The sequence below is a fragment of the Xanthomonas sp. NCPPB 2866 genome, from assembly GCF_041475745.2.
Taxonomy (GTDB): domain Bacteria; phylum Pseudomonadota; class Gammaproteobacteria; order Xanthomonadales; family Xanthomonadaceae; genus Xanthomonas; species Xanthomonas arboricola.
On sequence record NZ_CM192975.1, the window covers coordinates 3,739,228 to 3,754,315 of the forward strand.

The following is a 15,088-nucleotide window of genomic DNA, read 5'->3' on the forward strand; positions in this document are numbered from 1 at the left end:
CGCAGCCGCTATGATCGCTGCCTGACCTTGCTGGAGCTTCCCATGCGCACGATCGGTTTTTGGCAGCGCGTGTTCTGCGTGCTGATGCTTGCCCTGCCCGTCCTGGCCACTGCGCAAACGGCGCCGGTGACGGTGTTTGCTGCAGCAAGCCTGAAGGAATCCATGGACGAGGCCGCGGCCGCTTACGAAAAGGCGACCGGCACGCCGGTGCGCGTTTCCTACGCCGCCAGCTCTGCACTGGCGCGCCAGATCGAGCAAGGCGCACCGGCGGACGTGTTCTTTTCGGCCGACCTGGAATGGATGGACTATCTGCAGCAACGCGGCCTGGTCGTGCCGGCGCAGCGTCACAACCTGCTCGGCAATACCCTGGTGTTGATCGCCCCGGCCACCAGCAAGCTGCGCGTGGATCCGCGCCAGCCCGGCGCGATTGCCAAGGCGCTCGGTGACAGCGGTCGGTTGGCGGTTGGCCAGACCAACAGCGTGCCGGCCGGCAAGTATGCCGCCGCAGCGCTGCGCAAACTCGGTCAGTGGGATGGAGTAAGCAATCGCCTGGCCGAGTCGGAAAGCGTGCGCGCCGCATTGATGCTGGTCTCGCGCGGCGAAGCGCCGCTGGGCATCGTATACGGCTCGGATGCGCGCGCCGAACCCAAGGTCCGCGTGGTTGCGACCTTCCCCGCCGATAGCCACGATGCCATCGTGTATCCGGTGGCTGCGTTGAAGAACAGCAGCAATGCCGGCACGGCCGCGTTCGTGCAATGGCTGGGCAGCCAGCCGGCCAGGGCGATCTTCGTTCGCCGTGGTTTTTCGTTGCAGGATTGAGGCGCGCCGTTGTCGATGTTCACCCCGCAGGAGCTGACCGCGATCGGCCTGAGTCTCAAGGTCGCCATCGTTGCGGCCATCGCCAGCCTGCCGCCGGGTATCGCCTGCGGCTGGCTGCTGGCGCGGCGGCGCTTTCCGGGCAAGGCGCTGCTGGACGCCCTGCTGCATCTGCCGCTGGTGATGCCGCCGGTGGTGACCGGCTACGCGCTGCTGGTGGTGCTGGGCACGCAGGGGCCGGTCGGCAGCTGGTTGCTGGAACATCTCGGTATCCAGTTCGCGTTCCGCTGGACTGGCGCAGCGCTGGCATGCGCGGTGATGGGATTTCCGCTGATGGTGCGCGCGATCCGCCTGTCCATCGAAGCGACCGACCGCCGCCTGGAAGCAGCCGCCGCCACGCTCGGTGCGGGCCCGTGGCGGGTGTTCTTCAGCATTACCTTGCCGCTGGCCTGGCCGGGCCTGGTCGCCGGCATGGTGCTGGCATTCGCCAAGGCCCTGGGCGAATTCGGCGCGACCATCACCTTCGTGTCCAATATTCCTGGCGAAACCCAGACCTTGTCGTCGGCCATCTACGGGCTGATGCAGGTGCCGGGCATGGAATCGGGCGTGTGGCGGCTGGCCGGCGTTGCGTTGGCGATCTCGCTGGCGGCGCTGCTGCTGTCCGAGTGGCTGGTGCGCAGGCCGCATCCGCGCGAGGACGGCTGATGCTCGATATCGACCTGCAGCTGCAGCGCGGCAACTTCCAGCGGCATCTCCACATCCAGGACCAGGCGCGGGTGGTGGCCCTGGTCGGTCCTTCCGGTGCGGGCAAGACCACGGTGCTCAATGCCATCGCCGGGCTGGTGCAGCCGCAGGCCGGGCATATCCGCATCGACGGGCGCTGCCTGTACGACGCCCGGCAAGGCATCAACCTGCCCACGCACAAGCGCAGGATCGGCTATGTGTTCCAGGATGCGCGGCTGTTCCCGCATCTGGATGTGCGCCGCAATCTGCGTTACGGCCGGCATGCGCGCGGCACGGCGCCATTCGGTTTCGACGACGTGGTGGCGCTGTTGGGGATTGGGCCGTTACTGCAACGCCGGCCGCGCAATCTGTCCGGAGGCGAAGCGCAGCGGGTGGCGATCGGCCGCGCCTTGTTGTCGCAACCGGCGATCCTATTGTTCGACGAGCCCTTGTCGGCACTGGATCAGGCGCGCCGCGAAGAACTGATTCCCTACCTGCAACGCGTGCGCGACGAGATCCGCCTGCCGATGCTGTATGTCAGCCACAATCCCGACGAGGTGCAGCGCATCGCCGATAGCGTGCATGTGCTGGAATGAGCGCATCGGCACCGGTGATCACCGCATTCAATCAGCTGGTGTGTCCATGAAACAGTATCGAAAGCACGCATTCCCGGTGGAGCAGGCGCGCCGCTTCCTGGAACCCGGGCCGGTGGTGCTGGTCAGCTCGGCCCACAAGGGCCAGCGCGACATCATGACCATGGGCTGGCATATGGTGCTGGAGTTTTCGCCCTCGCTGATCGCGTGCTGCATCGCCCCGGCAACCACAGTTTCGAACTGGTCCGGCGCAGCAGGCAATGCGTGATCAACCTGCCGACGGCCGAGCTGCTCGACACCGTGATCGGCATCGGCAACAGCAGCGGTGCACAGATCGACAAGTTCGACCACTTCGGGCTGACCGCCGTGCCCGGCCAACGGGTCGCAGCGCCGGCCATCGCCGAGTGCTACGCCAGTTTCGAATGCCGCCTGCACGACGGCCGGCAGATCAATCGCCACGCGCTCTTTGTCTGGGAAGTGGTGAGCGCGCAGGTGGCCAAGCGGCCCGCGCTACCGAGAACGGTACATTACCGCGGCGATGGCCGCTTCATGCTGTCCGGCGACGAAGTCTCGCGGCGGCACCTGTTCGCACCCGACATGCTCTGATCGCAGCGATGCGCGCGCTCAACGCGCCACCTTGCCGGTGCGCACGCTGACCTTGCCCTGCCGCACTTCGAAGGTGAACGCGAACGACAGCGTCACCGGTACCGGCTGCTGGCTGATGGCGCCGCTGCAATCGTCCAGCGCGGCCGGCTGCGCCACGCCTGCGGAAAACGTACACAGCGCGGCCGGAACGAACTGCCATTGCTGCACCGTGGTACGCACCGACTGCACCAGATCGGCATTGTCCGGCAGCAGACCGGCCGCACATTCGTCGCGATCGGACATGGGGTCGACGCGCTGTACCGCGCCGTCGGCGGTCAGGATCACATGCGCGCACACGGTGGTCGGCGGCAAGCTCTGCCGCGGCGAATCGGCCGGCAGCACCGGCGCATCGCTGCGCAGCGCGCGCGGCATGCGGAAGCGCTGCGCCGGCGCCAACGTGTAAGACTGGATGGAGCCGCCACCGTTGCCACCCGGTTGCGTGCTCAGCATGCGCTGGTCCACCGAATCTTCGCGCTGGCTGCGCTGCTGTTCCTGCACCCCTTGCGTTGCGCATGCGCCAAGCGACAGCGCCAGGATTGCGGCGCAGGTCGGCGCAAGGACGGCCGACAACACGTGGCGAGCAGCAGTTGTCGGGTGGGCGTGGCCAGCGCGCAGGAACCGGCGAGTATGCGCGGCACATGCCAATCCCGGACACCCGGCGCGCCCGCCAGACAGTTGTGCAGTCGTTTTGCTGGTTGCGCTGGATTGCATCACGGCCTCTCCCGCCTTGCACAGCCTGCTGAAGCACAACCGGCAAGGCGGTTGGACGCTGGCGCCTCCGAGCGCGCGGCGGCGGCATCGGTAGACGTTTGCTCCGGCCCATCCAGTTCGAACTTCACCGGCACGCGCACCGTGGAAGCAATCGGCTTGCCATGTACATAGGCAGGTTTCAGCCGCCACCGGCGCGCTGCCTCCAGCACCGCTTGATCGAACACGCCGGCCGGCCTGCTCTGCACGACGTCGATGCGCTGCGGCACGCCGCCAGGGTCGATGTCGATCTGCAGTTCGACAAAGCCCTCGATACCGCCGTCAAACGCGGCTGCCGGATATCTCGGCGGCTGCATCGTGGCGAAATCCACCGCGTTGCCGGCCGCCAGCGCCGGTTGTGCCGCTAACGCAATGCGTGCCGGCTGCAGGGCCCAGGCGGCGGTGCTGACCCCCGCCGCCAGCAGCAGGACCATTGCCACGCGCCAGCGCGCACGTCCGGCAGCGATGGGGGAAGCGCGCAGCGCCGCGATCCGTTGTGTCAACGGATGCGATGCGGCCCAATGACAGGCGAGCGGCGTAAAGTCGCCTCCAAGCTGAGTCTTGAGCAGGGCGGTGGCGTAACTGCGGCGCTTGCCCGGATGTTGCGCCAGCACGGCCGCATCGCAGGCCAGCTCCTGGTCCAGCCGGAACGCACGCCAGCCCAGATGCATCAGCGGGTTGAACCAGCCGACGCAGAGCATCAGCGCCGCCAGCAGATTGGCGTGCAGGTCGCCGCGGCGCAGATGCATGCGCTCGTGCGCCAGAATCAGGGCGCGCTCATCGGCGTTGTAGCGTTCACTGAAATCCGCAGGCAGCACGATGCGCGGACGCCAGAGTCCCAACGATGCAGGAAGACCGGCATCGCACGCGGCCGACCAGAGCCGGTCGTCGAGCCGGTGCAACGGCCCCAGGCTGCGCATGAAACGCCGTTGCCGCGTCCACAATCCGATCGCCATCACCACCGCGCCGCCCAGCCACGCTGCTGCCAGCCATGTTGCCCACGCACGACCTTCGTCATGCACGCTGGAGAGCGCCGGTATGGCGGTCAGCGCCGGCAATCCCGGCACCGCGATGCCGAGAGACGGGCCGGGCAACAAGGCCGCCACCAGCGCCAGCGGCACGCAGGACCAGATCGCATACGCCGCGCCGACACCCGACCGCTTGCGCAGCGGGCGACGCAGGAGCAGGCAGACCAGCAGCGCTGTGGTGGTGTACAGCGTTGCGCGCGACAACAGGACCCAGGCCTCAGGGTTCATCGTCCAGCTCCTTGAGCAGTTGTTTCAGTTCCGCGATATCGGATGCGCTGAGTTTTCCGCGCTCGCTGAAGTGCGCCACCAGTGGCGCCACCCGTCCGCCGAACAGGCGCTGCAGCAATCCCTCGCTCTGTTGCTGCACCCACTGCTCGCGCGCCAGCACCGGCGAATAGAGATAGCGTCGCCCTTGCTTCTCGGCACGGATGGCGCGCTTGCCGAGCAGGCGGTTGAGCAAGGTCTTGACGGTGGGCTCGGCCCAGTCGCTGTGGCCTGCCAGCGCGGCGACCACCTCGTCGGCGCTGCGTGGCGCCGCATCCCAGAGCACCTGCATCACCACCGCTTCGGCGTCACTGATCGACATGCGATTACATCCGTAATTTTTATCGATTACACGCGTAATTAGAACCGATGTCAAACAGTGTGCGCGGGTGCGTCGGCAGCCTCGCCCCACGGATCGCCCTTCAGCCCGTCGCGTTGCCGGCAAAGTGCACGCTGACGCGCAAGCCGCCCAGCGTAGGTGCGTCATCCAGCTGTACGCGCGCCGCATGGGCCACGGCAATGTCGTGCACGATCGACAGGCCCAGCCCGCTGCCTTCCACACCGGTGCCCAGCTCCCGATGGAAGCGGTGGAAGACGCGCACGCGCGCGCCCTCGGGGATGCCAGGGCCGGAATCTTCCACGACCAGGGTCGGTAGCGGTGCGCATTGCGTGCTGACCCGGATGCGGCCACCCACCGGTGTGTAGCGCACGGCGTTTTCCAGCAGGTTGCGCAGCAGCAGCGAGAGTGCGGTTTCCTCGGCAACCACCAGGACCGGTTGCAGGGCCAGTTCCACAGTCTGCTGTCGCTGCATTGCAACTGCCAGCACGTCTTCGGACTCGCTTCGCACCAGGGTGTCCAGGCTCACGCTGCGCCGCGGCAGCGCGGCCACCGCTTCCATCCTGCTCAAGGCCAGCAGCTGCGCGACCATGCGTTCGATGCGGAGCACGTTGGCGTCGAGTTGCTGTTGCGATTCATCGCGTTCCTGCGCGTCGGCCGCCAGGCGCAGATTGGCCGCATGCACTTTCAGCGCGGCAATCGGCGTACGCAGTTCATGCGCGGCATCGGCGATGAAGCGACGTTCGCGCTCCAGCCCGGCCTGCACACGGTCCATCAACCCGTTGACTGCGCGCACCAGCCCGTGCACCTCGCGCGGCATATGCTGCGGTTGCAGTGGCTGCAGGCGCCTGGGATCACGCTCGCCGATCTCGTCGGAGACGCGCACCAGCGAGCGTGTGGCCCAGTTCACCACCGCCCAGATCAACAGCCCCATCAACGGCAGGGCCATCACCAGCGGCACCAAGGTTCCCAGCGCGATGTCTTCGGCAAGCTCCTGACGAATGTCGGCGCGTTCGGCCGACTGAAACCAGCGCCCACCCGGCGAGCGCAGCGTAAAGGTGCGCCATTGGCCATCGGCCAGTTGCACGTCCGCATAGCCGGCACGCAACGGCGCCATCGGTTGCGCCGGCGCGCTGTCCGAGCGCAGGACCAGCGCACCGGCCGCGTTGCGCACCTGAAATGCCAGTTTGGTTTCGTAGGCATGGCCGTCCTTGAACGCCAGCGCCTCGCCCACGCCTTGCGCCTGCCCGTGCCATCCACGGATCACGATCGGCTCGCCTTGCGGCAGATCGCCCAGAGGTTGGTCCACCAGCGACAGCAGCACGCGCGCCGATTGCACCAGACGCGCATCGAACATCTCGCCAGCTTCCTGCAGGCCGGCACGATAGCTGAAACCGGCTGCGGCCAGCATCAGCAACGACAGCACGCCCAGCAAGGCCAGCAACAGCGCGCGGCGGATCGAGTTCATTGCGGCGCTTGCGGCGGCAGCGCCGCGGCAGCCTGTGCGGCCTGCTCGTCCAGTGCATAGCCAATGCCGCGAACGGTGCGGATCACCGCCGGCGACAACTTGCGACGTAACTGATGCACATGCACGTCCACCGCATTGCTGGCGACGTCTTCGTCCCATCCATAGAGATGTTGCTGGATGCGTTCGCGACCGATCGGCCGGCCACGTTGCTCCATCAGCAGCCACAACAGTGCGAACTCGCGGCGGGTCAGGTCCAGATCGCGGCCATGCCAGCGCACCGACATGCCGGCCGGATCCAGCTGCAGCGCACCAGCCTGCAGTACCGGCTGCGCACGCCCGGCCGAGCGGCGCAACAATGCCCGTGTGCGCGCCAGCAGCTCATTGGTGTCGAACGGTTTGCCCAGATAGTCGTCGGCGCCGACATCCAGGCCGAGCGCGCGGTCGGCTGCACGCTCGCGTGCACTGAGCACCAGAATCGGGGTATCCAGCGCACGTGCGCGCGCCTTGCGGATGACCTCGATGCCATCCATGCGCGGCAAACCAAGATCCATGATGACCAGATCCACGGTGGCTTCCTGCAAGGCCATCAACGCACTGACACCGTCATGCACCCAATCCACTGCATAGGCGGCACGCCGCAATGCAGTGCGGATGCCCTCGCCCAGTGAAAGATCGTCTTCGACCAGCAGGATGCGCATATAGGCCAGTCTGGAAGTCGGCTCACGGCTTGGCAAGCTGCGCCCGCACATCTGCCAGCTTGGTGGCCACTTCCTTGCGGCGACCGGCGTCGGCCAGTTGACGTCCCGGGCGCGGCGGCGCAGCGGCAGCCTTCTCGAACGCCGCTGCCGCGCCCGCCCAATCCTTCTGGTCGCGCAGGAAATCGCCGACGAAGTAGTTGCTGTCCAGTCCGTCAGGGTCGATCGCCAGCCCCTGATACAGCAATGCGCGCGCCTTGGCGTCGTCGCCGAAGCCGATCGGCCAACCGGGCACCTGGTAATACAACGCGCCCAGGCTGGTGTACGCCGCGCCGTCGAGCGCGCGCGGCGCGCGCTTGATCGCTTCTTCGAAATCGCTGCGTGCGCGTTTGACCTCCGCCAGGGCGCCCAGGCCGCCTTTTTCCGCGGCCAGACTGGAGCGCACGATGCCGTCCCAGATCAAGGCATCGGCATCGTCGGGCAGGGCGTGGCGCACCTGATCGGCCTGCTGTGCGAGTGCTTCCAGCGCGGCGAGCCGCTGCGGTTTCGGCATCTGGTAGCTGATCGCCGCCCAGCGGTCCTGCACTTGCGCTACCTGCGGCTGCATGCCGGCTGCGCATGCGGCGCCGGCGACCAGGCACAGCCCGAGCATGGTGAAAAGACGCGAATTACGGTAATTGCGGTTCATGGGAAAGCTCCTGCGAGGCGATGCCGCCGCCGTGCCGCGCGTGGCGGCGGATGGTGGATAGCTGCTTGCGTAACGCGCGGTCGACCAGTTCCGGCAGTAGCCCGTTGAGCCGGGCAAAGGCCTTTTCCGGCCATCCCAACTGACGTCGCCTATCGCCGCGCACGATCGACTGCAGCAGCGCTGCTGCCACGTCTGCGGCACGATCCACCGCCGTGCCCAACTCCGCATTTAGCGCGTCCACCGCGGCAGGATTGAACGCAGTGGCCGTGGCACGCGGCGACAGATACTGGAAACGCACCCGCGTATCGGCATGCTCGCGCGCCAGGGCTTCGAACAGACCACGCAAACCGAACTTGCTGGCGCTATACCCGGCAAATCCGGCGAATCCCAGGCTGCCGAAGGTGGAGCCGAGCGCCACCATCGCTGCCTCCGGCTGCCGCGCAAACGCCGGCAACAGCGCCTGCACCAGCAGCATCGGCACGGTCAGATTCAGATGCACCATGGCGCTCAGGCTGGCCGGATCCTGATCCTGCAACAGCCCGAACTGGCTCTGCGCATGCGCAAGCACCAGCACCGACGGTGCCGGACGCATCGCATGCACCTGCGCCAGCAGCAACGCACGGCCCGCCTCGCTGGCCAGATCCGCCGCCACCGGCACCACGCGGCCGGGTGGATGCGCGGCAACCAGCCCTTGCAAGCGCCCGTCCGTACGTCCCACGGCCATGACCGTTGCGCCCGCCTCGACCAGGCCGGCGCACAGCGCGCTGCCGATGCCGCCGCTGGCGCCGGTCAGGATGACGCACTTGCCGCGCAGATCCATCACGCCGCCTCCGCCAGACGCGAGCCGTCGCTGCGCAGGGTGCGAAACAGGTCGCCGTACAACACGTAGAAACGCTTGGCCGCATGCACCACCGCGTGCTGGTCTAGCGGGTCGTCGAGCCGGTTCATCAGCGTCTCGAAAAAGCCGGCATGCTCCACGTCCAGATCGCCATGCGACAACAGATAACTGAAGGCATTGGGCGGCAGCGCCAGCGTTTGCGCGATGCTGTTGGCCGCGCGCGTGGCCAGTGCCACGCTGGTGCCCTCCAGTACCAGCACCATGCCGAAGAAGCCGACCGGGTTGCCGCGCTGGATGGTGTCGTAGGCGTAGCTGATCATCAGCTCGGTCGCCAGCGACGGGCCGGCGAGCACCGCCGCTTCGCGCACCTGCCCGCACGCCACCAGATCGTCCAGGATCCACTCCTGGTGGCCCATTTCTTCTTCGATGTATTCGCCGATGGCTTCGCGCAGCCATTCCAGCCGCGCCGGCAGACGCGCGCCGCAAGCCATCAGCAGCGGCACCGTGTGCCGCACGTGGTGATAGGCCTGGCCGAGGAACGCCACGTAATCGTCGCGGGCGATGTTGCCGGCCAGTGCCGCCTGGATGATCGGTACCTGGGTCATGCGCTCGCGTTCGGCCTGGGTCTGCGCCAGCAGGGATGTGTAAAACGTCATGGAGAAATGCCTTGAGAGAGGACAGTGGCCGGCAATCGATAACTGCGATCGATGGCGGAGTGATAGCGCGCGAGGATGGCGTCGCGGCGGGGGCGCCCGTTGGCCGTGAGCAGGCCCTCGTGTGCGCTGAACGGTGCATCGGCACGGACAAAGCGCGCCACGCGTGCGTAATCGGGCAAACCGGCATTGACCTCGGCCAGCGCCTTGGCGATTGCCGCATCGTCGCTGCCAGGCCGACGCGGCCACAGCACCGCCACGTTGTCGGCCTGCGCCTCGCCCCACACCACCGCCTGCGCGAGCAATGGATGCTGCAGCAATTCGCTTTCCACCCATTCGGGCGAGACGTTGCGGCCGAAGGCGGTGATGAAGACATGCTTGCGGCGCCCGGTGATGTGGACGAACCCCTCGCCATCCACATGGCCCAGATCGCCAGTGCGCACCGGCCCTGGCGGCATGGCCTGCTCGCCCAGATATCCGAGTGCGCGTACGCCGTCGACCTGGATCTCGCCATCGACGATCGCGACCTGCGCATGCGCCAGCGGCTGGCCGACGGTGCCGGCACGCACGGCACCCGGCCGGTTGAGACAGACCACCGAGCCGCATTCGGTCAGGCCGTAGCCTTCGAATACCGGCAGCCCTGCCGCAGTTGCGCGCGCCAGCAGACTGGGGCCGACATGCCCGCCGCCAACGGCGATGTAACGCAGCGATGCCGGCAAGGCCACGCCCTGCTCGGCAGCGCTGACCAGGGCGAGCAACAGCTGCGGCACCAAGATGACGCTCTCGGGCTGATAGTGCTGCAGGCAGCGCAACAGCGTGGGCACATCCAGCCCGCTGGCGCCGGTGTAACCGATCTGCGCCAACGACGGCAGCGCCACCTGCGCACCGGACAACAAGGTCGCATAGAGCCCGGCCACGTTTTCCAGCAAGGTGGACAACGGCATCAGGCACAGATGCCGACGCGGCGCGATGGCAGCCGAGGCCTCTATCAGCGAGGTGGCCACCGTGAGCAAACCGTCCGCCGACAGACACACCCCCTTGGGGCGGCCGGTCGTGCCGGAGGTGTAGGTGATGCAAGCAGTGGCGTCCGGCAATGCGGGCCGCGCTGCGACCGCTTCGATCCGCCAGAAACGCAGCGCCTCGTGGTGCAGCGCCGGCAGCGGGCCGCTGCTGCCGGCCGGCGCAGCGGCGGCGGCGTCGGTCACCACGCATTGCGCGCCGCTGGAGGTCAACGCGTGCAGTACCTGGGGGCCGGAAAAGAAAGTCGGCAACGGCACGTGCACGGCATCGATCAGACGTAGCGCCAGATCCAGGATCAACCAGTCCGGGCCGTTGTCCAGCCGGCTGGCGACCCTTGTCAGCCCTGCGGTCTGCAACTGCGTTGCCAGTCGCGCGACAGCATCGGCCAGCGTCTGCGCGTCCAAGCTTCCCGCGGCGGTCAGCACCCGCGGCGCATGCGCGTGCGGCTCACCGAGCAATTGGGCGAAACGTGTGCTCATGCGCCCACTCCCATCTGGTACGCCATTGGCTCGACGCCCTGACGCGCGGCCTGCGGATACAGCGCCTGCCGCTCCAGCAAAAATGCATGACCGGCGGCGACATCGCCGCACACCACCTGCGGTTGCGTGGCGTAGTAGCTGCCCCAGTCGGTGTCGTCATCGCGCAGGCGTGACTGCAAGGCAGGCGCCAGCACCACCGGCTGCAGCTGTAGCCGGTCGAAGGTATTGCGCAGGCCGCGGGTCGCGGTGAACAACACCCAGCGCACGCCTGCGTTGTGCAGCGCATGGGTCATCTGCGGGATCAGCGCGCGTGCGCTGCCGGAGCTGGTCGCCGCGAAGTTGCCCACCTCGGCCAGGCCCGAGCGTGCGACCGGTGCGGCCATGCGCCCGGCCAGCGCCGACTCGGCGGGCTCGTCCAGGTACTGCTCCACGAACAACCCGCCAGCGCTGCCAAGCCGCATCCCGACTGCCGCCATCAGCGTGCCGTGGGCATCGCGGTAGACCAGCAACTGCGGCAGGAAGCTGCGCAGCTGCGCACCGTAGCGGCGCAGGTAGACCGCAGCGATGAAGCGTTCCGCCTCCTGGCGCTGCGGGTGACCAGCCTCGACCAGGCTGGCACTGGCAAATCCAGGACGGGCATACAAACGGGAAGGCGTGGAGGTGATCATGCTGCGCATGCTGGGCCGGCTCGATTAAGTGACCATGAGCCGTGTGTTACCGAGTTGTAAGTTCTGCCGTAGCAATTCGTTGCGTGGCGTCAGGCATCGCCTGACAGCTGTCGGTGCCTGCACCACAGCGCTTTCGGCTACGCTTTCGCGCATGAGTACACATGTCACTGAATTGAGCGCTGCGGTTGCGCACATCCTGCAACGCCTCGATGGCCCGCTGCGCGTCGGCGCGCCGTTGGGCATCGGCAAGCCGCACCGGTTGTTGAACGCGTTGTATGCGCAGCTCAAGCACACGCCGACCCGGCCACTGGCGCTGTACACGGCGCTGTCGCTCAATCCGCCCAAGCCCGGCGCGGGACTGGAGGCACGCTTTGCGGCGCCGTTCATCGCGCGCCATTTTGGCGAGGATTTCCCGCGTCTTGCCTATGTCGATGACATGCTGCGCGATGCGCTGCCGGCGCATGTGCAGGTGGAAGAGTTCTACATGCAGTCCGGCGGGCTGCTGCACTCCACCCAGGCGCAGGCCGACTACACGAGCCTCAACTACACCCACGCTGCTGCGGCGGTGGCGCAGCGCGCGCCGAACCTGATCGTGCAGAAGGTGGCGCGCGAACCGGGCGGCACGCGGCTGTCGTTGTCGTGCAACAACGACATCACCCAGGACACGCTGGATGCGGTGCAGGCGCTCGGCCTGCCGCGCCCCATGCTGGTTGCGGAAGTGGACACGCAACTGCCGTGGATCGGCGGAACCGCGGCAGTGGAGGAGGCGTTCTTCGATCTGGTGATCGACCTGCCCGGTCCGTCGCCGCGCCTGTTCGGGTTGCCCAGGCAGCCGGTAACCAGCGTCGACTACGCCATCGGTCTGTATGCCAGCGCGCTGGTCCGCGATGGCGGCACCTTGCAGATCGGCATCGGCACCCTGGCCGATGCACTGAGCCATGCGCTGGTACTGCGACATACCGACAACGCCACCTATCGGCGCGTGCTGCAGGCGCTGGACCCGCAACTGGAACAGCATCCTGCGGTGCGCGCCAGCGGTGGCCTGGCGCCGTTCGAGATCGGCCTGTACGGCTGCAGTGAAATGCTCAACGAAGGGTTCAAACAGTTGGTGGACAGCGGCGTGATCCGCCGCAAGGTGCACGACGATCTGGCGCTGATGCAGCGCATCGCCGACGGCAGCGCCGATGCGGCCGATCACGCGCGCCTGGCCCGCGAAGGCGAGTTTCTGCATGGGGCGTTCTATCTCGGCTCGCCGGATTTCTACCAGTGGCTACGCGAGCTGGATGCGGACACGCGCGATGCCATCGGCATGCGTCGCATCAGCGAGATCAACCAGCTGTATGGCGGCAACGAAGCGCTGGAGCGGCTGCAACGCCGCGATGCGCGCTTCTTCAACTCCTGCATGATGGCCACCGCGCTCGGCGCGGCGGTGTCCGACGGGCTGGAAGATGGCCGTGTGGTTTCCGGCGTGGGCGGCCAGTACAACTTCGTGGCGATGGCGCATGCCTTGCCGCAGGCGCGCAGCGCGTTGATGCTGCGGGCCACGCGCGATGCCGGTGCACATGCGGCGAGCAATGTGCGCTGGAACTACGGGCACACCACCATCCCGCGCCATCTGCGCGATCTGTACATCACCGAGTACGGCATCGCCGACCTGCGCCACCAGACCGATCAGGATTGCGTGCTGGCGATGGCCGGCATCTGCGATGCACGCTTCCAGGACGCGTTGCTGGCAACCGCCAAGGCATCGCGCAAGCTACGTGGCGACCCTGCACTGCCTGCGCGTGCGCAACGCAACACGCCGCAGGCACTGGAACAGGCGCTGGCGCCGTTCCGCCGCGATGGCAGCCTGCCCGACTACCCGCTCGGCAGCGACTTCACCGGAGTCGAGCAACACCTGCTGCGCGCCCTGAGCTGGCTCAAACGCGCCACCGCCGGCAATAGCGCAAAGCTGATGACCGTCTGGCGCGCACTGCTGTCACGCAAGAGCGACGATGCATACGAAGCCGCTGGTCTGCAACGGATGGCACTGGATGCGCCACGCAGCATCGCCGAACGGGTGCAGGCACGGCTGCTGGCGTATGCCTTGCAAAAGACCAGAGTGCACTGAGGCGCCGGTGTCGCGAAAAGCGATGCCATGGCGCGTTTTTCGCACTGTGACGCACGACGGCAACACGGCGGAAAGCCTTGCGTCAAATTTGGCCCGGATGATGGCGACCACCTTCTTTCCGGCCCGGCTGCATGCGCTGCTTATTTGTTGTTTCGGCTGTGAATCCAGGCGATGACCGCACAGCGAAGCCATCACGCGCAAGGCGAAGCAATACACGTAGCGCTACGTTCCTTGGCCTGCTGATGCTGGCCGGCGTGACCGCGCATGCCGCGCCTCGCCTCACCGATCTGCAATACATCGGCAGCCACAACAGCTACCACGCCGGCTTCGCCCCCAGCGAAGCGACACTGCTGCAACGACTGAGTCCGGAGCTGTTCGCGGCACTGGATTACCGCCATCCGCCGCTGAGGCAACAACTGGACGATGGCGTCAGACAACTCGAACTGGATGTCTTTGCCGATGCCAACGGTGGTCGCTACGCACACCCGGCCAGCGTCGCGCAGATCGCCAAGGCCGGCTTGCCGCCCGCACCGCCCAGCGCACCGGCCGGAGTGATGGACAGACCCGGCTTCAAGGTCATGCACGTGCAGGACGTGGACCAGCGCAGCACCTGCCAGCCCTTGATCGCGTGCCTGCAGGAAGTGCGTGCGTGGTCGAAGCAGCACCCCGGACATGTGCCGATCTTTATCCTGCTGGAAACCAAGCAGGCGCCGGTGCAACTGGCGTTTCCGACCGTGCAGCCGGAGCCGTTCGATCCGGCGGCGATGGATGCATTGGATGCCGAACTGCGCGCGGTGTTTCGACCCGGCGAGTATCTCAGCCCCGATCAGGTCCGTGGCAACGCAGCCACGCTCAACGCCGCAGTGCTTGCGCATGGCTGGCCGTCGTTGAGCGAGGCACGCGGCAAGGTGGTGTTCCTGCTCGACCAACGCACGGCCGGTGCCAGCTACCTGCGCGGGCATCCGTCGCTGCGCGGACGCGTGTGCTTCACCAATGCCGTGCCTGGCCAAGACGATGCCGCGTTCACCGAACTCAACGATGGCCCCTCCGAGACGATCACCCAATTGGTGAAAGCCGGCTACCTGGTGCGCACGCGTACCGACGCCGACCTGAAAGAAGCACTGCAACACGACACCACCCGCCGCGACCGCATGCTGGCCAGCGGCGCGCAGTTGCTGAGCACCGACTTCCCCGCACATGAGCCGGCCGGCAACGGTTACGTGGTGCGCTTCGAAGGCGATGCGGTCGCACGCTGCAATCCGCAGCTGGCGCAGGCGCACTGCAAGGGCGTCGACCTCAGGCACTGAGTCCGGGTC

Annotated in this window: 15 protein-coding genes, 1 other RNA gene and 1 pseudogene; 6 read left to right on the forward strand and 11 right to left on the reverse strand. The window is 67.1% G+C overall.

Annotated elements, in window-relative coordinates; genetic code table 11:
• The first annotated feature begins 42 nt into the window (after positions 1-42).
• The 4 genes and pseudogenes from modA to ACCQ04_RS15915 all read left to right on the forward strand — a co-directional run bounded on the left by modA (position 43) and on the right by ACCQ04_RS15915 (position 2,738).
• A complete protein-coding gene (gene modA / locus ACCQ04_RS15900) occupies positions 43-819 on the forward strand; it encodes a molybdate ABC transporter substrate-binding protein (protein ID WP_226427385.1) in 777 nt (258 codons plus the stop codon).
• Positions 820-834: 15 nt separating this feature from the next.
• Positions 835-1,521: a molybdate ABC transporter permease subunit gene (gene modB / locus ACCQ04_RS15905; protein WP_172454204.1), complete on the forward strand. Its 687-nt coding sequence runs from the start codon at positions 835-837 to the stop codon at positions 1,519-1,521.
• On the forward strand, positions 1,521-2,135 hold the full coding sequence (modC, locus tag ACCQ04_RS15910) for a molybdenum ABC transporter ATP-binding protein (protein WP_016902262.1): 615 nt from the start codon (positions 1,521-1,523) through the stop codon (positions 2,133-2,135). The genes modB and modC overlap by 1 nt, the downstream gene beginning before the upstream one ends.
• Before the next feature lie 46 nt (positions 2,136-2,181).
• Positions 2,182-2,738, forward strand: a pseudogene (locus ACCQ04_RS15915) (flavin reductase family protein).
• An 18-nt stretch (positions 2,739-2,756) separates the two neighbouring features.
• Here ACCQ04_RS15915 and ACCQ04_RS15920 read toward each other — a convergent pair.
• The 11 genes from ACCQ04_RS15920 to ACCQ04_RS15970 form a co-directional block, all read right to left on the reverse strand.
• Positions 2,757-3,350, reverse strand: coding sequence for a hypothetical protein (locus ACCQ04_RS15920; RefSeq protein WP_372358558.1), 594 nt, complete (start codon positions 3,348-3,350; stop codon positions 2,757-2,759).
• Positions 3,339-3,417, reverse strand: a non-coding RNA gene (locus ACCQ04_RS15925) — sX9 sRNA. The genes ACCQ04_RS15920 and ACCQ04_RS15925 overlap by 12 nt, the downstream gene beginning before the upstream one ends.
• Positions 3,418-3,487: 70 nt before the next feature.
• Positions 3,488-4,780, reverse strand: coding sequence for a TonB family protein (locus ACCQ04_RS15930; protein WP_226427386.1), 1,293 nt, complete (start codon positions 4,778-4,780; stop codon positions 3,488-3,490).
• Positions 4,770-5,138 carry a BlaI/MecI/CopY family transcriptional regulator gene (locus tag ACCQ04_RS15935; protein ID WP_226427387.1) on the reverse strand — a complete coding sequence of 123 codons (369 nt, stop codon included), beginning with the start codon at positions 5,136-5,138 and terminating at the stop codon, positions 4,770-4,772. Before ACCQ04_RS15935 ends, ACCQ04_RS15930 begins: the two co-directional genes overlap by 11 nt.
• Positions 5,139-5,238: 100 nt before the next feature.
• Positions 5,239-6,600, reverse strand: a complete 1,362-nt coding sequence (locus ACCQ04_RS15940; RefSeq protein ID WP_226427571.1) for an ATP-binding protein — start codon at positions 6,598-6,600, stop codon at positions 5,239-5,241.
• A 17-nt stretch (positions 6,601-6,617) separates the two neighbouring features.
• Positions 6,618-7,319, reverse strand: a complete 702-nt coding sequence (locus ACCQ04_RS15945) for a response regulator transcription factor (protein ID WP_046344078.1) — start codon at positions 7,317-7,319, stop codon at positions 6,618-6,620.
• Positions 7,320-7,341: 22 nt separating this feature from the next.
• Positions 7,342-8,004 carry a tetratricopeptide repeat protein gene (locus ACCQ04_RS15950; RefSeq protein ID WP_065032765.1) on the reverse strand — a complete coding sequence of 221 codons (663 nt, stop codon included), beginning with the start codon at positions 8,002-8,004 and terminating at the stop codon, positions 7,342-7,344.
• The gene (locus ACCQ04_RS15955; protein WP_226427388.1) at positions 7,985-8,824 is read right to left on the reverse strand and encodes an SDR family oxidoreductase; all 840 of its coding nucleotides are present in this window, start codon (positions 8,822-8,824) and stop codon (positions 7,985-7,987) included. The genes ACCQ04_RS15950 and ACCQ04_RS15955 overlap by 20 nt, the downstream gene beginning before the upstream one ends.
• The gene (locus ACCQ04_RS15960) at positions 8,824-9,498 is read right to left on the reverse strand and encodes an iron-containing redox enzyme family protein (RefSeq protein WP_024938151.1); all 675 of its coding nucleotides are present in this window, start codon (positions 9,496-9,498) and stop codon (positions 8,824-8,826) included. Before ACCQ04_RS15960 ends, ACCQ04_RS15955 begins: the two co-directional genes overlap by 1 nt.
• Positions 9,495-10,994 carry an AMP-binding protein gene (locus ACCQ04_RS15965; protein WP_226427389.1) on the reverse strand — a complete coding sequence of 500 codons (1,500 nt, stop codon included), beginning with the start codon at positions 10,992-10,994 and terminating at the stop codon, positions 9,495-9,497. The genes ACCQ04_RS15960 and ACCQ04_RS15965 overlap by 4 nt, the downstream gene beginning before the upstream one ends.
• Positions 10,991-11,638 carry a thermostable hemolysin gene (locus ACCQ04_RS15970; protein ID WP_065032766.1) on the reverse strand — a complete coding sequence of 216 codons (648 nt, stop codon included), beginning with the start codon at positions 11,636-11,638 and terminating at the stop codon, positions 10,991-10,993. The genes ACCQ04_RS15965 and ACCQ04_RS15970 overlap by 4 nt, the downstream gene beginning before the upstream one ends.
• 175 nt (positions 11,639-11,813) lie before the next feature.
• On the opposite strand from ACCQ04_RS15970, the gene ACCQ04_RS15975 reads away from it, so the two are divergent.
• Complete coding sequence (locus ACCQ04_RS15975; protein WP_226427390.1) at positions 11,814-13,772, forward strand: acetyl-CoA hydrolase/transferase C-terminal domain-containing protein; 1,959 nt, start codon at positions 11,814-11,816, stop codon at positions 13,770-13,772.
• Between the two features lie 131 nt (positions 13,773-13,903).
• A complete protein-coding gene (locus tag ACCQ04_RS15980) occupies positions 13,904-15,079 on the forward strand; it encodes a phosphatidylinositol-specific phospholipase C1-like protein (protein WP_372358559.1) in 1,176 nt (391 codons plus the stop codon).
• Positions 15,080-15,088: the final 9 nt, after the last annotated feature.